Origin of the sequence: Azospirillum canadense (genome assembly GCF_025961225.1) — a bacterium.
Lineage (GTDB): Bacteria > Pseudomonadota > Alphaproteobacteria > Azospirillales > Azospirillaceae > Azospirillum > Azospirillum canadense.
On the sequence record NZ_JAOQNG010000001.1, the window covers coordinates 2,064,403 to 2,082,391 of the forward strand.

The 17,989-nt window shown below is 67.3% G+C and carries 18 protein-coding genes; 5 read left to right on the forward strand and 13 right to left on the reverse strand.

Annotation, left to right across the window (positions count from 1 at the left end; all coding sequences use genetic code 11):
- Positions 1 to 83 precede the first annotated feature (83 nt).
- On the forward strand, positions 84 to 1,550 hold the full coding sequence (ccoG, locus tag M2351_RS09795) for a cytochrome c oxidase accessory protein CcoG (protein WP_264655908.1): 1,467 nt from the start codon (positions 84 to 86) through the stop codon (positions 1,548 to 1,550).
- A gap of 62 nt (positions 1,551 to 1,612) precedes the next feature.
- Here ccoG and M2351_RS09800 read toward each other — a convergent pair whose 3' ends face one another.
- The 3 genes from M2351_RS09800 to M2351_RS09810 form a co-directional block, all read right to left on the reverse strand.
- Positions 1,613 to 2,107: a DUF6803 family protein gene (locus M2351_RS09800; protein ID WP_264655909.1), complete on the reverse strand. Its 495-nt coding sequence runs from the start codon at positions 2,105 to 2,107 to the stop codon at positions 1,613 to 1,615.
- 92 nt (positions 2,108 to 2,199) lie between these two features.
- Positions 2,200 to 2,586, reverse strand: a complete 387-nt coding sequence (locus M2351_RS09805) for a hypothetical protein (protein ID WP_264655910.1) — start codon at positions 2,584 to 2,586, stop codon at positions 2,200 to 2,202.
- Between the two features lie 71 nt (positions 2,587 to 2,657).
- Positions 2,658 to 3,503 (reverse strand): AAA family ATPase, encoded by an 846-nt coding sequence (locus M2351_RS09810; protein WP_264655911.1) that lies wholly within the window; start codon positions 3,501 to 3,503, stop codon positions 2,658 to 2,660.
- Positions 3,504 to 3,620: 117 nt separating this feature from the next.
- On the opposite strand from M2351_RS09810, the gene M2351_RS09815 reads away from it, so the two are divergent.
- Entirely contained in the window at positions 3,621 to 4,073 is a 453-nt protein-coding gene (locus M2351_RS09815; protein ID WP_264655912.1) for a DUF962 domain-containing protein, read from the forward strand.
- Here the strand turns inward: M2351_RS09815 and M2351_RS09820 are convergent.
- Both M2351_RS09820 and alaS read right to left on the reverse strand, forming a co-directional pair.
- The gene (locus M2351_RS09820; protein WP_264655913.1) at positions 4,009 to 4,434 is read right to left on the reverse strand and encodes a bacteriohemerythrin; all 426 of its coding nucleotides are present in this window, start codon (positions 4,432 to 4,434) and stop codon (positions 4,009 to 4,011) included. The two genes, M2351_RS09815 and M2351_RS09820, sit on opposite strands and share 65 nt — an antisense overlap.
- 114 nt (positions 4,435 to 4,548) lie before the next feature.
- On the reverse strand, positions 4,549 to 7,218 hold the full coding sequence (gene alaS, locus M2351_RS09825) for an alanine--tRNA ligase (protein ID WP_264655914.1): 2,670 nt from the start codon (positions 7,216 to 7,218) through the stop codon (positions 4,549 to 4,551).
- Between the two features lie 968 nt (positions 7,219 to 8,186).
- Between alaS and M2351_RS09830 the strand changes: the two genes are divergently transcribed.
- Positions 8,187 to 9,044: a transporter gene (locus M2351_RS09830; RefSeq protein WP_264655915.1), complete on the forward strand. Its 858-nt coding sequence runs from the start codon at positions 8,187 to 8,189 to the stop codon at positions 9,042 to 9,044.
- Between the two features lie 114 nt (positions 9,045 to 9,158).
- Here the strand turns inward: M2351_RS09830 and recA are convergent, their stop codons facing one another.
- Complete coding sequence (gene recA, locus M2351_RS09835; protein WP_264655916.1) at positions 9,159 to 10,238, reverse strand: recombinase RecA; 1,080 nt, start codon at positions 10,236 to 10,238, stop codon at positions 9,159 to 9,161.
- A 234-nt stretch (positions 10,239 to 10,472) separates the two neighbouring features.
- Between recA and M2351_RS09840 the strand changes: the two genes are divergently transcribed.
- Positions 10,473 to 10,985: a class I SAM-dependent methyltransferase gene (locus M2351_RS09840; RefSeq protein ID WP_264655917.1), complete on the forward strand. Its 513-nt coding sequence runs from the start codon at positions 10,473 to 10,475 to the stop codon at positions 10,983 to 10,985.
- A 9-nt stretch (positions 10,986 to 10,994) separates the two neighbouring features.
- On the opposite strand, the gene M2351_RS09845 is transcribed toward M2351_RS09840, so the two are convergent.
- The 7 genes from M2351_RS09845 to flgB all read right to left on the reverse strand — a co-directional run bounded on the left by M2351_RS09845 (position 10,995) and on the right by flgB (position 17,199).
- Positions 10,995 to 13,577 carry a PAS domain S-box protein gene (locus M2351_RS09845; protein WP_264655918.1) on the reverse strand — a complete coding sequence of 861 codons (2,583 nt, stop codon included), beginning with the start codon at positions 13,575 to 13,577 and terminating at the stop codon, positions 10,995 to 10,997.
- A 108-nt stretch (positions 13,578 to 13,685) separates the two neighbouring features.
- Positions 13,686 to 14,762, reverse strand: a complete 1,077-nt coding sequence (flhB, locus tag M2351_RS09850; protein WP_264655919.1) for a flagellar biosynthesis protein FlhB — start codon at positions 14,760 to 14,762, stop codon at positions 13,686 to 13,688.
- A 16-nt stretch (positions 14,763 to 14,778) separates the two neighbouring features.
- Positions 14,779 to 15,549: a flagellar biosynthetic protein FliR gene (fliR, locus tag M2351_RS09855; protein ID WP_264655920.1), complete on the reverse strand. Its 771-nt coding sequence runs from the start codon at positions 15,547 to 15,549 to the stop codon at positions 14,779 to 14,781.
- Complete coding sequence (locus M2351_RS09860; protein WP_264655921.1) at positions 15,546 to 15,926, reverse strand: flagellar biosynthetic protein FliQ; 381 nt, start codon at positions 15,924 to 15,926, stop codon at positions 15,546 to 15,548. The genes fliR and M2351_RS09860 overlap by 4 nt, the downstream gene beginning before the upstream one ends.
- 42 nt (positions 15,927 to 15,968) lie before the next feature.
- Positions 15,969 to 16,268 (reverse strand): flagellar hook-basal body complex protein FliE, encoded by a 300-nt coding sequence (fliE, locus tag M2351_RS09865; protein ID WP_264655922.1) that lies wholly within the window; start codon positions 16,266 to 16,268, stop codon positions 15,969 to 15,971.
- 64 nt (positions 16,269 to 16,332) lie between these two features.
- A complete protein-coding gene (gene flgC / locus M2351_RS09870; RefSeq protein WP_264655923.1) occupies positions 16,333 to 16,743 on the reverse strand; it encodes a flagellar basal body rod protein FlgC in 411 nt (136 codons plus the stop codon).
- Between the two features lie 51 nt (positions 16,744 to 16,794).
- A complete protein-coding gene (gene flgB / locus M2351_RS09875; protein WP_264655924.1) occupies positions 16,795 to 17,199 on the reverse strand; it encodes a flagellar basal body rod protein FlgB in 405 nt (134 codons plus the stop codon).
- Positions 17,200 to 17,378: 179 nt separating this feature from the next.
- Between flgB and M2351_RS09880 the strand changes: the two genes are divergently transcribed.
- Positions 17,379 to 17,969, forward strand: coding sequence for a copper chaperone PCu(A)C (locus M2351_RS09880; protein ID WP_264655925.1), 591 nt, complete (start codon positions 17,379 to 17,381; stop codon positions 17,967 to 17,969).
- Positions 17,970 to 17,989: the final 20 nt, after the last annotated feature.

Here is a 17,989-nt window from a genome sequence, read left to right on the forward strand (position 1 = left end):
ATTTGCCGCAATGTGACTACATCACCGAAGGCTTATAAAGGAGGGGCTAGGTTGGCAGTCGCGTCAGCGCGAGGTCGCAAACCATGTCCCTCTCCTCTCATGTTCCCGCCGCAACCGACGCTGAAGAGCCGGGACAGCGGTGGTTCATCCAGCGCCCGAAGGTCTATCCCGCCGACGTCCACGGCCGGTTCCGCCGGCTGAAGTGGCTGGCGCTGGTGATCCTGCTGGGCATCTACTACGTCACGCCGTGGATCCGCTGGGACCGCGGGCCGGGCATTCCGGACCAAGCCGTGCTGGTCGACATGGTCGGCCGCCGCGCTTACTTCTTCTGGATCGAGATCTGGCCGCAGGAGGTCTATTACCTGACCGGCCTGCTGATCATCGGCGCCTTCGGCATCTTCTTCGCCACCACCCTGTTCGGGCGCGTCTGGTGCGGCTATGCCTGCCCGCAGACGGTGTGGACCGACCTGTTCCTGTGGGTGGAGCGCAAGCTGGAAGGCCCGCGGACCGAGCGCATCCGCCTGGACAAGGCGCCGATGACCGCGCACAAGCTGGCGCGCAAGGCGTCCAAGCACGCCGTCTGGGTGCTGATCAGCCTGATCACCGGCGGCGCCTGGATCTTCTACTTCAACGACGCGCCGACCCTGCTGCGGGAAATCGCTACCGGAGAGGTGTCGCGCGGCGTGGTGACCTTCGCGGGCCTGTTCACCGCCACCACCTACTTTTTCGCCGGCTGGGCGCGGGAGCAGATCTGCATCTACGTCTGCCCCTGGCGCAGCTTCCAGGCGGCCATGGTGGACGAGGACACCCACATCGTCACCTACCAGGACTGGCGCGGCGAGGGCCGTGCGCCGCTGCGCAAGTCGCAGAGCTGGGAGGAGCGGACCGCGGAGGGCCACGGCGACTGCATCGACTGCAAGCTGTGCGTCCACGTCTGCCCGACCGGCACCGACATCCGCCGGGGGCAGCAGATCTCCTGCATCGGCTGCGGATTGTGCGTCGACGCCTGCAACGAGGTGATGGCCCAGATCGGCCGACCGGGCGACCTGGTGCTGTTCGACACCCGATCCAACCAGGTCGCCAAGGCCGAGGGGCAGTCGGCGACCGTCCGCCTGATCCGCCCGCGCACGGTGATCTACGCCCTGATCATGCTGGTGGTGGCGGGGATGATGGTGGTGTCGCTGGCGATGCGGCCGAACCTGGACGTCAGCGTGCTGCGCGACCGCGCGCCGTTGTTCGTAATGCTCTCGGACGGCGACGTGCAGAACGCCTACACCATCAAGATCCTCAACAAGACGCACGGCGCGCGCACCTACCGCCTGTCGGTGGACGGGCTGAGGAACGCGGAACTGTCGGTCGCCAGCGTGGACGGCCAGTCCGGCCCGGCCCTGACGCTGGGAGCGGAACCGGACTCGGTAGCGACCTACCGCATCTTCGTCCGCGTGCCGCGTGGGGCGGTGGCGTCGGGCTCGACCGACGTAACCGTGCTGGCGACGGACGGGGCCAGCGGCGAGGTCGGTCGGCACCGCAGCGTGTTCATCGCGCCATAGGAAGGCGCCGTAAGGCCGAAAAGCCCTCTCCTATCCTGGATGGGAGAGGGCTTTTCGTTTGCTCAGTGCATGTGGGCGGTCGCGGCCGCGGCGCCGGAGAGGAGCGTCGGGTCGAGCATGCCGAAAATCATGGCAACGTGCGCCACGATCAGGAACAGGCCGACCAACGCCGCGTGGATCGCCATGCGGCCGTGCTCGCCGCGCCCCCGCGCGACAAACCCGAGGTCCAGCAGCGCGATGCCGCCCAGCGGGACGATGCCGGCGAGGTAGAAGCCGACCGCCAGCACGTCGGCCGGCCCGCGCCAGCCGCCGCCGGTGGTCAGCGGAATGACCGCGTTCTGCAGCAGGTAGGCGAAGACGCCGGTGAAGTAGACGCCGACGGTGACGCCGGCCCAGCGGTTCACCAGCCGCACCGGGCTGTCGTAGTTGCGGCTGTAAAGCAGATACAGCTCGCTGATCGCCACCGTCTCCGCCAGGATGACGGGGACGGCCATGAAGATCAGCAGGTTCCAGGGCTGGTTGACGGCCAGCAGTTCCATGTAGTGGGTCATGGTCATGATGTGACTCGCGCGTGTTCGGCAGGCGCGCCGGAGCCGTGAAAGGCGGCGCGGCCCGATGTCGGGGAAAAGGCGACGGAACGACGGTTGAGTCAGGCGCGCGGCGGCGGCAGGGGCGGCGCGTGGGCGACGGCGGCTGGCGCGTCCTCACCACCCGGCAGGACGGCCGCCACGCGATGGGCGAAGGGAGCGCCGACGCGGACCGGCAGGCCGGCCAGATCGCAGGCCCCGGTCAGGCAGAGGCAGCCCGCGGTGGCATGGGCGTGGTCCCGGCCCGGTGCCGCGGGGGTGTCCGGGTGGTCGCAAGGGGCCTCGTCCGGGGTGCCGCAATGCGACGCGGCGTCGACCGCCTGCGGGTGAAACGCCACATGCGGCTGCGCGTGATGCATCCCCTCCGGAGCGCGCAGGGGCACCGCACCGCCGCCGGGGAGACCAGCGATCAGGACCAGAAGCGCGAGGAAGGACAGCAGGCGGGCCATGGGGGCATCCTGGACCTCCCCGCCGGGCCACGTCGTTGATGTCGATCAAGCGGCCGGGGAAAGCCCGGCCCTCACCGCCCCTCCCGCTTGGCGAGGAAGGCCAGCCGTTCCAGCAGGTGCACGTCCTGCTCGTTCTTCAGCAGGGCGCCGCAGAGCGGCGGGATCAGGGTACGGGCGTCCTTGGCGCGCAGCGTGTCCGGATCCACGTCCTCCACCATCAGCAGCTTGAACCAATCCAGAAGCTCCGACGTGGAGGGCTTCTTCTTCAAACCAGGCACGTCGCGCAGCGCGTAGAACAGCGACATCGCCTCGCGCAGCAGATCGCGCTTCAGGTTCGGATAGTGAACCTCGACGATGCGCTCCATCGTCTCGCGGTCGGGGAAGCGGATGTAGTGGAAGAAGCAGCGGCGCAGGAAGGCGTCCGGCAGTTCCTTCTCGTTGTTGGAGGTGATGATGACGATCGGCCGCTGCGCCGCCTTGATCGTCTGCCGCGTCTCGTAGACGTGGAATTCCATGCGGTCGAGTTCGAGCAGCAGGTCGTTGGGAAACTCGATGTCGGCCTTGTCGATCTCGTCGATCAGCAGGACGGGCGGCACCGGAGCCTCGAACGCCTCCCACAGCTTGCCGCGGACGATGTAGTTGCCGATGTCGTGCACCCGCTCCTCGCCCAGCTGGCTGTCGCGCAGGCGGCTGACCGCGTCGTACTCGTAAAGGCCCTGCTGCGCCTTGGTCGTCGACTTGATGTGCCAGGCGAGCAGCGGCCGGTTGAGCGAGCGGGCGATCTCCTGCGCCAGCACGGTCTTGCCGGTGCCGGGCTCCCCCTTCACCAGCAGCGGGCGCTGCAACGTGATGGCCGCGTTGACCGCGACCATCAGATCCTCGGTGGCGACGTAGGACTCGGTGCCGGTGAAGCGCATGCCAATCGGTTCCGCTGGGTTGGTTGGAGGGCCCGCGCATCCTTCCAGCACGGCGGGCATCGTGCAAGACGGAACCGCCGGATACGGCGCGGCGTTCCCATCGACGGGAGGTGCCGCATGACCGATCGCAATTTCTGGCCGGAGTATCTGGAGCAGCACCGGCACCCGGTGAACCGCGCGCTGCACGTCACCGGCACGGCGGCGGCCACCGCGCTGCTGGCGGTGGGATTGCTGCGGCGCGACCGGCGCGCGCTGCTGGCCGCCCCGCTGGTGGGCTATGGTGCGGCGTGGCTGGGCCATTTCCTGGTGGAGCGCAACCGGCCGAAGACGTTGGAGGCGCCGGTCGCCTCCCTGCTGTCCGACTACCGCCTGCTGGGCCTCGCGCTGTCCGGGCGGCTGGCGCGCGAATACCGGCGTTACGGCATCCCGGACCAGCCCGGTATCGTGGTCCGGAACACGGCGATCCAGAAGACGGCGGCCCGGCCGGCAATGATCCAGGAGGCGGTTACGCCGTCTTCGCCAGAGCGTTCGGCCCGACGATGTGAGGAACCATCTTCATATCCGCCATGAGGATGTGCTGGACGAGCCATTCCGCGGCGAATTTGTAGATGCGCTCGGCGACCATCTTCGCCGGTTCCTCCATGAACTCTTCGCAGATGTCCTGCAGCGCCCGCCGGGCGGTGTCGTGCTGCAGCTTGTGCACGGCATAGTCCGGGTATTCGACGGCGAGCATTAGCTTCTCCTCGCGGTCGAAATGGGACTTCGTGTATTCGCACAGGCGCAGCAGGGTCTGGGCGGTCAACCGCGGATCATAGGCCGCTTGGTTGATCGCTTGGTCCAGGTCGTTCACGCAGCGGATCATTTGTTTGTGATCTTCGTCGATCCGCTCGATCCCGACGCTCATCCTGCTCCGCCACATGATGTACGGCATGCGCACCCCCTGGCCGGGCATTTCCTCCGTTCGTGAAGGTAAATGTCCGGGCCGGAGTGGCACAAGAGGTCGCAGCCGAAACCGGTTGCGACACGACGTAGCAGGGAATTGCGCTTACGACGCAACTTTCGACGCGACGGCCTTTTCGATCGCATCGACCGCCGCAGGCGCCAGCGACGCGTCCGGGCCGCCGGCCTGGGCCATGTCCGGACGGCCGCCGCCGCCCTTCCCGCCCAGGGCCTCCGCACCCACGCGGACGAGATCGACCGCGCTGAACTTGGCCGTCAGGTCGTCGGTGACGCCGACGACGATGGAGGCCTTGCCCTCGTTGGAGGCGATCAGCACGACGACGCCGGAACCGACCTGCTTCTTCAGCTCGTCGGCCATCGGCTTCAGGTCCTTGGCCGGCAGGCCGTCCACGACGCGCGCGGCATACTTCACGCCGGCGATGTCCTTCGCCTCGCCGCCGCCGTCTGCCTTCGCACCGCCGCCCATGGCGACCTGACGGCGCAGTTCGGCCAGCTCGCGTTCCATCTTCTTGCGCTCGTCCACCAGGGCGGCGAGGCGGGTCGGGACCTCCTCCGGACGGACCTTCAGGACGGAGGCCGCCTCGGTCAGCAGGTGGTCGCGCTCCGACAGCCAAGCCTTGGCGCCAGTGCCGGTCAGCGCCTCGATGCGGCGCACGCCGGCCGCCACTGCGCCCTCGGCGACGATCTTCAGCAGGCCGATGTCGCCGGTGCGACGAACGTGGGTGCCGCCGCACAGCTCGATGGAATAGTCGCGGTCAAGCTCGCCGTGCGGGCCGCCCATGGAGACGACACGCACCTCGTCGCCGTACTTCTCGCCGAACAGGGCCATGGCGCCCATCTGGCGCGCCTCGTCCGGGGACATCAGGCGGGTGACCACCTCGCTGTTGGCGAGGATGCGGCGGTTGACCTCGTTCTCCACCGCGGCGATGTCGTCCTGGGTCAGGCCGACCGGCTGGCTGATGTCGAAGCGCAGCCGCTCCGACGAGACCAGCGAGCCCTTCTGCGTGACGTGCTCGCCCAGGCGATGGCGAAGCGCCTCGTGCAGCAGGTGGGTGGCGGAGTGGTTGGCGCGGATGGCCGAGCGGCGCTCCGTGTCCACGCGCAGTTCCACCATGTCGCCGACCTTCAGCGTGCCCTTGGTGACCGTGCCGATGTGGGCCCAGACGGCACCCAGCTTCTTCTGGGTGTCGGCGACCGCGAACTCGGTGCCCTCGGCGGAGAAGATCACGCCGGAGTCGCCGACCTGACCGCCCGACTCGCCGTAGAAGGGGGTCTGGTTCACGATAACCATGACCTCGTCGCCGAGCGCCGCCTGCTCCACGCGAGCGCCGCCCTTGACGATGGCGGTCACCTTGCCCTCGGCGACCTCGGTGTCGTAGCCGAAGAACTCCGTGGCGCCGAGCTCGTCCTTCAGCTCGTACCACAGCGTCTCGGTCGCCGCCTCGCCCGAGCCGGCCCAGGACTCGCGGGCCTTGCGGCGCTGCTCGTCCATGGCGGCCTTAAAGCCGTCCTCGTCCACCGGGCGGCCCTGGGTGCGCAGCACGTCCTGCGTCAGGTCCAGCGGGAAACCGTAGGTGTCGTACAGCTTGAAGGCAACGTCGCCGGGCAGCGGCTGGCCCTCGCCCAGGCGGCCGACCTCGTCCTCCAGCAGGCGCAGGCCGCGCTCCAGCGTCTGCTTGAAGCGGGTCTCCTCCAGCTTCAGCGTCTCGACGATCAGCGCGCGGGCGCGGTTCAGCTCCGGATAGGCGTCGCCCATCTGCTGGATCAGCGCCGGGACGAGGCGGTGCATCAACGGCTCGCGCGCGCCGATCATGTGGGCGTGGCGCATGGCGCGGCGCATGATGCGGCGCAGCACGTAGCCGCGGCCCTCGTTCGACGGCAGGACGCCGTCGGCGATCAGGAAGGAGCAGGAGCGCAGGTGGTCGGCGATGACCCGGTGCGACACGGCGTGCGCGCCGTCCGGCGACGTGCCGGTGCCCTCCGCCGAGGCCATGATCAGGGCGCGCATCAGGTCGATGTCGTAGTTGTCGTGCTTGCCCTGCAGCACGGCCGCCAGACGCTCCAGCCCCATGCCGGTGTCGATGGACGGCTTGGGCAGCGCGATCAGGTCGTTCGGCCCGCGCTGCTCATACTGCATGAACACGAGATTCCAGATCTCGATGAAGCGGTCGCCGTCCTGGTCGGGCGAGCCCGGAGGACCGCCGGCGATGTGCGGGCCGTGGTCGAAGAAGATCTCCGAGCAGGGACCGCAGGGGCCGGTGTCGCCCATGCGCCAGAAATTGTCGTCGGTCGGGATGCGGATGATCTTGTCGTCCGACAGGCCAGCGACCTTGCGCCAGATGCCCGCGGCCTCCTCGTCGGAGGTGTGGACGGTGACCAGCAGCTTGTCGGCCGGAAGCCCGAACTCCTTGGTGACGAGGTTCCAGGCGAACGCGATGGCGTCGTCCTTGAAGTAGTCGCCGAACGAGAAGTTGCCGAGCATCTCGAAAAAGGTGTGGTGGCGCGCCGTGTAGCCGACGTTGTCCAGGTCGTTGTGCTTGCCGCCCGCGCGCACGCACTTCTGCGAGGTGGTGGCACGCTTGTAAGGTCGCGGCTCCGCGCCGGTGAAGACGTTCTTGAACTGCACCATGCCGGCGTTCGTGAACATCAGCGTCGGGTCGTTGCGCGGAACCAGCGGCGACGACTCCACGATCTGGTGGCCGTTCTTCGCGAAATAGTCCAGGAACGTGCGGCGGATGTCGTTGGCGGTCTTCATAAGCGTGTCCAGGCTCCGGCTACGGTCGGCAACAGTCGGCGGCGCGGCCTTGTTCGCGGCCGAAACGTGCTTTTAGCGTGACTTGGTGTGGCTGTCCACAGACTGCCAGCGTCGCGGGCATCGCGATGCGGCGCCGCGGGCCAGCCAACGCGGCGTCAGGTCGCGTCGACAGGACGCAGTGTTCTTGCTTCATCGGCGGCGCGGACGGGCGGTGGAATAGGCCACCGCCCCGCCGCTCATTAGGAGGCTCGTAGGATGAAACGGATCCTCGAACTCCTGATCCTGCTGTTGACGGCGATCAAGCTCGCGCTTGACCTCCTGAACCGCTAGGACCGGGCCGGCGGGCGGGTGCAGGAACATCCGTCCGCCACGCCTGAATATAGGGTTATTCGCGGGTTCGGGCAAGATGGCCCAGCCCATGTGCGGCAGGGCGACATATGGCCAGTGCGGCCGCCGGCGCGAACGGCCGCCGATGCATGATTGACGGCATCATTCTTAAGAACAAATTGGACGAAAGAGTCATTGGTGCGCTTTTTCGAATATTGCGCCGCAGCTCTATCAATATCAATGGCTTATCATAACGACTCGGCGGCATTGTTCTTCCGTATAATACTGACATGTTGAGGAAGCCAATTTATAGACAACATCACTTATTTGCAATGGTTTGACCGTTGTACTTTCGTACAGAGCCTCTCCCCGAGGCCGCACAACACGGACATCACCCCCTTTCATGATCTCCGTTGAGGAGGCGCATTTTTCGCAATTGCGGCAAGAGACTTGCCGTGCGCGCACAATTTTCCGAACGAAAGTACCATTGTTTCCTAATACCCAAACGATCGTATTAGTCCGCCGCACAAGCAGGCGATGGGTCAATTGTTGCGGCCGGCATCTCTGTAGTGAATTCCGGCGCGCGGATGGCCCCTCCTGGACTTCCGGGGACGACGTTTTATAAAGGAAAGACAAAAGCGATGCTGAATGATCCTGGCTCGAAGCTGCGCAAATCCATTGGTTCCCTGGCCCTCAAAGGCGGCGTCGCGGCGGCGGCCTGTGTGACGGCGCTGTGTGTGACGGCGGCTTCGCCGGCCTTGGCGGGTTCGGTGACCCAGCCGGGCGAGACCGTCGGCCTCGCGGTCGGTGCTCCGCTGCCGGAAGGCATCTATTTCGTCGACACCTTCGATTGGGGCGTACGCGAGGGGCAGAACGGCGCTCCCGACACGACGCTGGCCGTCAACATTCCGGTGGTCGCCTGGTCGACGCCGGCCAAGGTGCTGGGCGGCCGCGTCCAACTGCTGGCCGCCCTGCCCGCTCTTGCCGTCGGCGTCCAGGACAGCAACTTCACAAGCGGCATCTACAACCCGCTCCTGGCCGGGCAGCTGGCCTGGGACCTGGGGAACGGCCTCGGCGTCAGCTACCTGCTGGGCGTCTATTTGCCGGTGGGCAACAAGCTGGGCTTTGACTCGACCTCGATCAACCAGCGTGTCGGCATCAGCTACACCGCCGACGACTGGAACCTGACCGCCAACACGATCTACGGCATCCACACCCGTTCGGCGTCGCGGACGATCAACCCGGACTTCCTGAACCTCGACGTGACCGCCACGAAGAATTTCGGCAAGTGGACGGTCGGCCCCGTCGGCTTCGCCTCCTGGGACCTGAACAAGCCGACCTCCACCTACAAGAAGCAGGAGCAGGTCGCGCTGGGCGCCCTGGTCGGCTACAACTTTGAAAAGGTGATCCTGCAGGGCTACCTGACCCGCACGGTCCACGAAGAAAACTACGGCGGCACCGACACCCGCGCCTGGGGCCGCCTGATCGTTCCGTTCTGATCACGTATGAAACGCGCCGGGGCGGAGCCATCCCTCCGTCTCGACGCCAAAGAAAAAGCCCCTTCCCGGCAGACCGGGAAGGGGCTTCGTTCGTCAGCGCACAAGCGCCGCGGCTCACTCCGGCGTAGCGGCGTCGCCGTCGGTTTCCGGGGTGCCCATCATGGCGTCGGCGACGAGGCCCGCGTTGCCACGGATCTTGGCCTCGATGGCGTCGGCCGTGGCCGGGTTGTTGCGCAGGTAGGTCTTGGCGTTCTCGCGGCCCTGGCCGATGCGGGTACCGTCATAGCTGAACCAGGCGCCCGACTTCTCCACCACGCCGGCCTGGATGCCGAGGTCGAGCAACTCGCCCACCTTGGACACGCCCTCGCCGTACATGATGTCGAACTCGACCACGCGAAACGGCGGGGCCATCTTGTTCTTCACCACCTTCACGCGGGTCTGGTTGCCCACCACCGTCTCGCGGTCCTTGATGGCGCCGATGCGGCGGATGTCCAGGCGGACGGAGGCGTAGAACTTCAGCGCGTTGCCGCCCGTGGTCGTCTCCGGGTTGCCGAACATCACGCCGATCTTCAGGCGGATCTGGTTGATGAAAATCACCAGGCAGTTCGACTTGGAGATGGAACCGGTCAGCTTGCGCAGCGCCTGGCTCATCAGGCGGGCGTGCAGGCCGACGTGGCTGTCGCCCATCTCGCCTTCCAGTTCGGCGCGCGGCACGAGGGCAGCGACCGAGTCGACCACCAGCACGTCGATGGCGCCGGAGCGGACCAGTGTGTCGGCGATCTCCAGCGCCTGCTCGCCGGCGTCGGGCTGGGAGATCAACAGCTCGTCCACGTTCACGCCCAGCTTGCGGGCGTAGGCCGGGTCCAGCGCGTGCTCCGCGTCCACGAAGGCGCAGGTGCCGCCGCCCTTCTGGGCCTGGGCGATGGCGTGCAGGGCCAGCGTCGTCTTGCCCGAGCTTTCCGGCCCGTAGATCTCGATGATGCGGCCGCGCGGCAGGCCGCCGATGCCCAGCGCGATGTCGAGGCCGAGCGAGCCGGTGGATACGACCTCCGTCTCGACCGTGTTCTCGCGGGCGCCGAGCTTCATGATCGAGCCCTTGCCAAAGGCGCGCTCGATCTGCGCCAGCGCGGCGTCCAGGGCCTTTTGCTTATCCATGGAATCCTTCTCGACCAAACGAAGCTGTGCGGACGACATGCCCGTCCCCCCTTGTTAGATCACATCTACGGCCCTGGGCCAACGGTCTTGCTATGACGTGCAATGTACCAGTTCCGTTCTCATCGGCAAAGGCTAAAGTTCATCAAACGTTCTCATTTCGGCGATTATGCCGAAGGTGCTAGGCGGCTGGCGCGGCGTTGATGCCCGCACCATGTCCGGCCCGTTCGCGCCTGTCCGCAAGACGGGCTACGGAACGGGTTCGGAGAGGTTTCGATGAAGGTTGAACGGTCCACCCTCGACCGCATGATCGACCGGCTGACGACCCAGCGCACGGCGCTGGGGTGGGCGGCGGGATGCGTCGAAGGGACCCATGGTATGGTGATGGAGATCGGCCTCGGCAAGGGTCGGACCTACGATCATTTGCGCCGCCTGTTCCCGCCCCGGGACATCCTGGTGTTCGACATGTGGGCGCGCGTCCCGTCCGACCTCCGGCCCGACGAGGACCGGCTGTTTCTCGGCGACTTTCGCGAGACCCTGCCCGCGGCGGCGGAGCGGTTCCGAGGCACGGTGCGGCTGGCGCACGCCGACATCGGCAGCGCGAAGGAGGAGGACGAGGACGGCATCCGCGCCTGGATCGGCGGGCTGATCGAGCCGTTCCTGGCCCCGGGCGCGCTGGTGCTGTCCGACCGCGGCATCGGCACGGGCCGCGCCGGCTGGGAGCCGGTCGCGGTGCCGGGGACGGAGGTTTGGCCGTACCACGCGTGGCGGGTGTCGTCGGCCGCGTAATTCGGCCAACTATTTCCCTTCCCGCATGACCTCCTTCACTTTGGAAGCCAGCTGTTTCAGGGAGAAGGGCTTGGGCAGGAAGTGGGCGACCTCGACACCGTCGATCTCGCCCAGGCGGTCCTCGGCGTAGCCGGAGATGAAGATCACGCGCATGTCCGCGCGCTTCTGCCGCACGTGGCGGGCCAGCGTCGGGCCGTCCATCTGCGGCATCACCACGTCGGTGATCAGCAGGTCGATGCCGGTGCCATCCGCCCCGATCTGCTGGAGCGCGGCCTCGCCGTTCTTGGCTTCCAGCACCTGATAGCCCTTGTTGCGCAGCGCACGGGCGGAGAAGACGCGCACCGCGTCCTCGTCTTCCACCAGCAGGATGGTGCCGGAGCCGGTCAGGTCGCTGCCGCGGCGCTCGCGCGGCTCGCCCTGGTCCGGCCGCTTCGCCTCGCCCTGGTGGCGCGGCAGCAGGATGGTGAAGGTCGTCCCCTCGCCCACCACCGACTCCACCAGCACGAACCCGCCGGTCTGCCGCACGATGCCGTAGACGGTGGACAGCCCCAGGCCGGTTCCCGACCCGACCTCCTTGGTCGAGAAGAAGGGCTCGAAGATGCGCTGCAGGTTCTCCTTCGGGATGCCGCAGCCGGTGTCGATGACCTCGATGGAGACGTAGTCGCCGGCCGGGATCGTTTCGTGCTCGCGGCGCAGCGGCTGGTCGACCGTGTGATTGGAGGTGACGATGGTCAGCCGCCCGCCGCCGGCCATGGCGTCGCGCGCGTTGACCACGAGGTTGATGATCACCTGCTCCAGCTGGTTCTGGTCCACCTTCACGAAGCCGATGTCGCGGCCGTGGAGCATCTTCAGCTCGATGTTCTCGCCGATCAGGCGGCGCATCAGGTTCGCCAGCTCCGCCAGCACGTCGGTGACGCTGAGGATGCGCGGCTGGAGCGTCTGCTGCCGCGAGAAGGCCAGCAGCTGCCGCACGAGGTTGGCGGCGCGGTTGGCGTTCTGCTTGATCTGCATGATGTCGCTGAAGGACTGGTCGCCCGGCTTGTGCCGCAGCAGCAGCAGGTCGCAGAAACCGATCATCGCGGTCAGCAGGTTGTTGAAGTCGTGCGCCACGCCGCCGGCCAGCTGGCCCACCGCCTGCATCTTCTGCGACTGGGCGAACTGCGCCTCCAGCCCCTTGCGCTCCGTCATGTCAATGAAGTGGAGCATGAGGTCGGCGCCGCCCCCATCACTGCCCGCGCCGCCGCCCACGCCACCAACCCCGCCGGCGCGGCTGTCGAGCCGCCGCGCGTAGAGCTGGGCCACGAGGTCGCGCCCGCCGGACAGGCGCACCTCCAGCGGGGTCGCCGGGTCCGCCCCGCCCTGCACCGCCGACAGCCGCTCGGCCACCGTCACGCGCTCCGTCGGCACGAACAGGTCGGTGATCGGCCGGCCGATGACGCTGCCCGCGTCGGTGCCGATCAGCGCCAGGAAGGCCTGATTGCATTCCGCCAGCCGCCCGCCGTCGTCGACGCGGGCGATGCCGATGGGCGCGTCCTCGAAGAAGCGCTGGAAACGCTGTTCGGACAGGCGCAGGGCCTCCTGCCACTCGCGCTCCGGAGTCAGGTCGCGCACGACGGAACGGGTGTGCACCGAGCGCCCGTCGTCCCCGACCACCACCGTCTGTGCCACCGAGGCCTGGAAGCGCCGCCCCTGGAGCCCGCGCATGGTAACGTCGCCGCGCTGCTCAAGCCCGCCGCCCTCCAGCAGGTCGTAGGGGGCCGAATTGGCGGTGGCGGGCGGGTTCGCCAGCACGTCGTGCAGCCGGCGCCCGCCCCCAATCCCCCCATCCACGAGGTCGCCCGGCGTGCAGCCCAGCCACTTCGCCAGGGTGGCGTTCACCAGCAGGAAATGGCCGTCCTGGTCCACCGAGAAGAAGCCGATCGGCGCGTTGTCCATGAAGTCGGCGAGCTTCGTCTGCTCGCGCTGCATGACCTGCTCCAGTTCGCGCCGGGCGGTGATGTCCTCCACGCGCCAAAGGATGGCGCCGGGATGGCCGTCGATCGGCTGCGCCTGGACGCGCCGCCACTCCACCCCCTGCCCCTCGGTGGGAACCGGAAGCTCCACCGTCCCGGCCGCCCCGCCGCGTACGCGGTCGAGCAGGCGCCGGAACTCGCCCGCGCTGTCGGCGTCGGCGGCGAACTGGCGTTCCAGCGCGTGGATCGGAGATTCGTCCTCGGTCCAGCCGGTCAGCCGCCGGAAGGCGGCGTTCACGAAGACCGCGCGCCCGTTGCCGTCGCAGACGAACTGGCCCGCCGGCACGCCCTCCAGCGCGCCGCCCAGCAGCGAGCCGATGTGGGACAGCCGCTGCCGCGCGCGGCCGAGCCGCAGGGCGAGCCCCGCGATGCCCAGCGCCGCGAGCACCACGCCCGCCCAGCCGATCGGATCGTGGTCGAGCACCAGCCCGGCGCCCATGGCCGCGAGGCCGGCGAGGATGAGAACCGCCAGCGCGGCCGTCGCAAGCACCCCGCCGGAGCGTTCCGGCGTATGGCCCGCCCATTCGGCGGGGCTTTCGACGCGGGTGCCGTCGAGGAAGGAAGAGGATGCGTCGTCCACCAAAGCTCCGGGTCTGCCGTTCGCCACAAACGGGGCCACAAAATGGGGAAAGCCTGGCCGGATCGATCCGGTGCGGCTCCCGCCGTTTTGAAAGGCCGCCGGCCGCCGTCAGTTCCGGACCGAACGCCCTTTCAGCTTGAAAACATAGGTAATGACTTCCGCCACCGCGCGATAGTGCTCGGACGGAACCTCCTCGTCGATATCGCATGCGGCATAGAGCGCACGGGCGAGCGGGGGGTTCTCCATCACCGGAACGTCATTCTCCTTGGCGATTTCGCGGATCCGGAAGGCGACGGCGTCGGCGCCCTTGGCCACGACCATCGGCGCGGACATGGCCGAGGAGTCGTATTTCAGCGCGACGGCGAAGTGGGTCGGGTTGGTGACCACCACGTCCGCGGTGGGCACGGCGGCCATCATGCGCTTGCGGGCGCGCTCCATGCGGATCTGGCGGATGCGCCCCTTGACCTGGGGATCGCCTTCGGCGTTCTTGTGCTCGTCCTTCACCTCCTGCTTGGTCATCCGCATCTTCTTGTTGTAGTTGAAGCGTTGCCAGAAGACATCGGCGCCGGCCAGCACGGTCAGGACCGACAGTACGCCCACGATCAGGCGGAAGGCGAGGCTGTCCATCTCGCGCAGCAGCAGCATCATATCGATGCCGATGAAATGCTCGATGCCGCTCATCATCGGATGGAGGGCCATGTAGGCCACGCCGCCGACCACCGCGAGCTTCGCCATGCTCTTCAGCAGCTCGACGCCCTTCTGGGCGCTGACCATGCTCATCAGGCCGGGAAGCGGGTTCAGCTTGCCGAACTTGGGCGAGATCAGGCCCCAGGAGACGTGGAAGCCCTTCTGGAAGATGGTCGCGGCGATGCCGGCGGCGCCCAGCAGCAGGATGGGCAGCCACAGCGCCCACAGCGCGTCTTTCAGGACCCGGATCAGGAGAAGCCCGACGGAAGCCTGGTCCATGGGGAACTGGTCGACGTTCTCGAAATAGTAGGACAGGCGCGGCACCATCCCCTTCAACGTCTTCGGCAGGAATGACGTCAGCAGGACGAGCATGGTGGCGACCAGAAGCCAATTCCCGACCTCCGGCGACATCGGCCACTGGCCTTCCTCGTGGGCCTTGTCGAGCTTCTTCTGTGTCGGGTCTTCCGTTTTGGAAGCGTCATCCGCGTCTTCGGACACCGGCGTTTCCCCGCGGTCAGGTCGGTCTCAGGAAATCGACGAAGGTCGATTCGAAGTGGGTCAGCCAGAACATCATCATCGCCGCCAGCGTCAGGGCGAACATGAACAGGCCGATCGCCACCTGGACGGAGGTGAACAGGAAGAAGACCTGGATCTGCGGCGCCAGCTTGTTCAGCAGGCCAAGCGCCAGGGCGAACAGCATGCCGGTGATGAGGAAGGGCGCCGACATCTGCACGCCGAGCAGGAAGCTCTTCGACACCAACTGCCCGACGACGTTGGCCATGTCGTCGATGGGAATGGCCCCACCCGGCTGGAAGGTGGAATAGCTGTCGACCACCGCCATGATCAGCAGGTGGTGCAGGTCGGTGATGAACAGAAGCAGCAGGCCGAGCCAGCCCATCAGCGCGCCCGGCAGCGAACCCTGGGTGGCCATGGCCGGGTTGAACATCTGCGCGTTGGACAGGCCGGTCTGCAAGGCGATGATGGTGCCCGCCACCTCCAGCGCCCCCATCAGCAGGCGGGCTACAGTGCCGAGGAAGATGCCAACGGCCATCTCCCCCACCATCAGCACCAGCAGGCGGAAGACGTCCCCCGGCATGCCGGGCATGCGGTCGCGCAGCACCGGGGCGACCAGCGCGCTGACGGCCAGCGAGAAGAGAAGGCGCGTGCGGGTGGAGACGAAAGCGTCGCCGATGGTCGGCATCACGCTGAAGGCCGTTCCGACGCGCGCGAAGACGAGCAGCCAGACGAACAGCTGCGCGCCCAGGAACTGCTGCAGCAGGCTCATCCGCCGCGGCCGGATACGCCGCCACTGGAAAAGGCGCCACCGGAAAAGGCGCCGCCGGAGAGGGCGCCGCCGGGCAGGTTGCCCGCGTTCGGGACCCCAGTACCGCCCGTGCCGATCGCGACGATGCGGTCGGCGATCTCATGCTCGAAGAAGGACCGCAGCTCGCCCATCATGAAGGGCGCCAGCAGGATCGACAGGCCGAAGACCAACAGCACCTTCGGAACCATGGCCAGCGTCTGCTCGCTGATCTGCGTCACCGCCTGGAAGATCGAGATGACCGTGCCCACCCCCATCATGATGACGAGGATCGGTCCCGCCACCATCACCAGCGTGACGATGGAGGTGCGGCACAGCTCGATGACGTCGGTCTCGTTCATGGCGGCAAACTTTTCGACGGCAATTTATTCGGCGGCGTGCCGTCAGATCGGCATGCGCAGGATTTCCTGGTAGGCGTTCAGCACCTTGTCGCGCACGGTGGTGACGGTCTGCAGCGTGACCTCGGCGTTGGTCACGGCCTGGACCACGTCGGTCAGGTCGGCCTGCCCGACGGCCGCCATGGCCGACATCTTCTCGCTGTTCTTCATGGTGCCGATGGCGTCCTTGGCCGTCTGCTCCAGCACGTCGCCGAAGCTGGCGCCGTCGCGCGGGGCCAGGCCTGGGCCGTTGGTCCGGGCGGCCGTGTTGGCGTAGGCCGCGGCGGCGTTGATGGGGTTGACCATGGGACCCGTATCCTTCCTCTAGACCGTACCGGCGTCAGCCGCGGAGAATGTCGCCCAAGCGGCGTCAGCCGCGGAGAATATCAATGGTGCGCGAGAGCATCTGGCGGGCGCTGTCGATGGCGCTCAGGTTCGCCTCGTAGGTGCGCTGCGCCTCGCGCATGTCCATGGCCTCGATGACCGTGTTCACGTTCGGCATCAGGACGTAGCCGTCGGCGTCGGCCGAGGGGTGCGAGGGGTCGTAGCGTCGCTCGAAGTCCTTCTTGTCCACGTCGATTTTGGCGACGCGGACCGTGTCCACGCCCGTCTGGCGGTCGAGCGCGTTCTGGAAGGTGACGACCTTGCGCCGGTACGGCAGGTCGCCCGGCGTTTCCGCCGTGGTGTTGGCGTTGGCAAGGTTTTCCGCGATGACCTTCAGGCGCGTGCCCTGAGCCTTCATGCCGGCCGCGGACACCGCCATCGACTTGTAGAGATCCATGTCCCGCCTCCCTCAGCCCCTACTCTCAACTCTGGCCGTCCCGCCGCGCCGTCAACCGCCGCTGCGGATCGCCGATTTGATCATGTTGACCTGCTTCTTGTAGAGGTTCGTGATGGTCTGGTAGTCCATGCCGGTCTGACCGACCTTCATCATTTGCTCTTCAAGAACAACGTTGTTGCCGTCCGGCTTCGTCTCGTACGGGTTGCGGACCCGCTGCTCCTTGTTCAGGCCGCCGGGACCGCGGGTGCCCGCCAAATGCATGGGGTTGGTCGCCGTCGTCTCCAGCCGGCGGCCGTCGGACAGCGCGTCACGGAAGGTGAAGGGCTTCAGGTCCATGCCCTTGTAGTCCGGCGTGTCCGCGTTTGCGATGTTCTGGGACAGCACCTGCTGGCGCTGGGTCAGCCAGTCCATCTTGCGCGACATCAGCTTGAAGAGGCCGAGATTGCCGAGGTCCATGGCCCTGTTCCGGATTGCAGGCCGCGCGCGGTGGCGACGGCCCGGATGCACCAAGTCAGGGTGATCATCGGCTGTTTAAGTTAATGAAAGATGAATGCGCGGGGCCGGACTCGCCCTGGACGGGTCGGCGGATCGTGCTAAGCTGCCGGCGCAGAACGCACCCCGGAAGACGATTCGCCATGACCAAGCCCGCCCGCTCCGCCACCCTCGCCGCCTCTTTCGCCCTGGCCCTGGGCTTCGCCGCCGCCCCGGCGCTCGCCGACGGGGGCCTGTCGGTGACCGGCCCCTGGGCGCGGGCCACCGCGCCGTCGGCGCGCAACGGCGGCGCCTTCATGGTGGTGACCAACGGCGGGACGGAGCCCGACCGCATCGTCTCCGCCCAGACCCCCGTCGCGGAGAAGGCGGAGCTGCACACCCACCAGATGGACAACGGCGTCATGAAGATGCGGCCCGTGGACGCCATCACGGTGGCCCCGGGCGAGCCGGTGACGCTCCGCCCCGGCGGGCTGCACGTCATGCTGCTCGGCCTGAAGCAGCCGCTGACCCAGGGCAGCCATTTCCCGGTGACGCTGACCTTCGCCAAGGCCCCCCCGGTGACCGTCGAGGTGCCGGTGCTGGGCGCCGCCGCCATGGGGCCGGAGGGCGCCGCCATGACTCATGACGGCATGAACCACGAGCACATGCAGCACGGCGCCATGGACCACAACAGCCCGGAGCATGAGGCCATGCACCAGCAGCACATGAAACAGATGCAGCAACAAGGCCAGTGAACGTCCGGGGAAACGGCCCA

What these genes read in the sequence shown, in the direction of transcription:
- ccoG (WP_264655908.1), top strand. Translation starts at nt 84, where the DNA reads ATGTCCCTCTCCTCTCATGTTCCCGCCGCAACCGACGCTGAAGAGCCG.
- M2351_RS09800 (WP_264655909.1), bottom strand. Translation starts at nt 2,107, where the DNA reads ATGACCATGACCCACTACATGGAACTGCTGGCCGTCAACCAGCCCTGG.
- M2351_RS09805 (WP_264655910.1), bottom strand. Translation starts at nt 2,586, where the DNA reads ATGGCCCGCCTGCTGTCCTTCCTCGCGCTTCTGGTCCTGATCGCTGGT.
- M2351_RS09810 (WP_264655911.1), bottom strand. Translation starts at nt 3,503, where the DNA reads ATGCGCTTCACCGGCACCGAGTCCTACGTCGCCACCGAGGATCTGATG.
- M2351_RS09815 (WP_264655912.1), top strand. Translation starts at nt 3,621, where the DNA reads ATGACCGATCGCAATTTCTGGCCGGAGTATCTGGAGCAGCACCGGCAC.
- M2351_RS09820 (WP_264655913.1), bottom strand. Translation starts at nt 4,434, where the DNA reads ATGCCGTACATCATGTGGCGGAGCAGGATGAGCGTCGGGATCGAGCGG.
- alaS (WP_264655914.1), bottom strand. Translation starts at nt 7,218, where the DNA reads ATGAAGACCGCCAACGACATCCGCCGCACGTTCCTGGACTATTTCGCG.
- M2351_RS09830 (WP_264655915.1), top strand. Translation starts at nt 8,187, where the DNA reads ATGCTGAATGATCCTGGCTCGAAGCTGCGCAAATCCATTGGTTCCCTG.
- recA (WP_264655916.1), bottom strand. Translation starts at nt 10,238, where the DNA reads ATGTCGTCCGCACAGCTTCGTTTGGTCGAGAAGGATTCCATGGATAAG.
- M2351_RS09840 (WP_264655917.1), top strand. Translation starts at nt 10,473, where the DNA reads ATGAAGGTTGAACGGTCCACCCTCGACCGCATGATCGACCGGCTGACG.
- fliR (WP_264655920.1), bottom strand. Translation starts at nt 15,549, where the DNA reads ATGAGCCTGCTGCAGCAGTTCCTGGGCGCGCAGCTGTTCGTCTGGCTG.
- M2351_RS09860 (WP_264655921.1), bottom strand. Translation starts at nt 15,926, where the DNA reads ATGAACGAGACCGACGTCATCGAGCTGTGCCGCACCTCCATCGTCACG.
- fliE (WP_264655922.1), bottom strand. Translation starts at nt 16,268, where the DNA reads ATGGTCAACCCCATCAACGCCGCCGCGGCCTACGCCAACACGGCCGCC.
- flgC (WP_264655923.1), bottom strand. Translation starts at nt 16,743, where the DNA reads ATGGATCTCTACAAGTCGATGGCGGTGTCCGCGGCCGGCATGAAGGCT.
- flgB (WP_264655924.1), bottom strand. Translation starts at nt 17,199, where the DNA reads ATGGACCTCGGCAATCTCGGCCTCTTCAAGCTGATGTCGCGCAAGATG.
- M2351_RS09880 (WP_264655925.1), top strand. Translation starts at nt 17,379, where the DNA reads ATGACCAAGCCCGCCCGCTCCGCCACCCTCGCCGCCTCTTTCGCCCTG.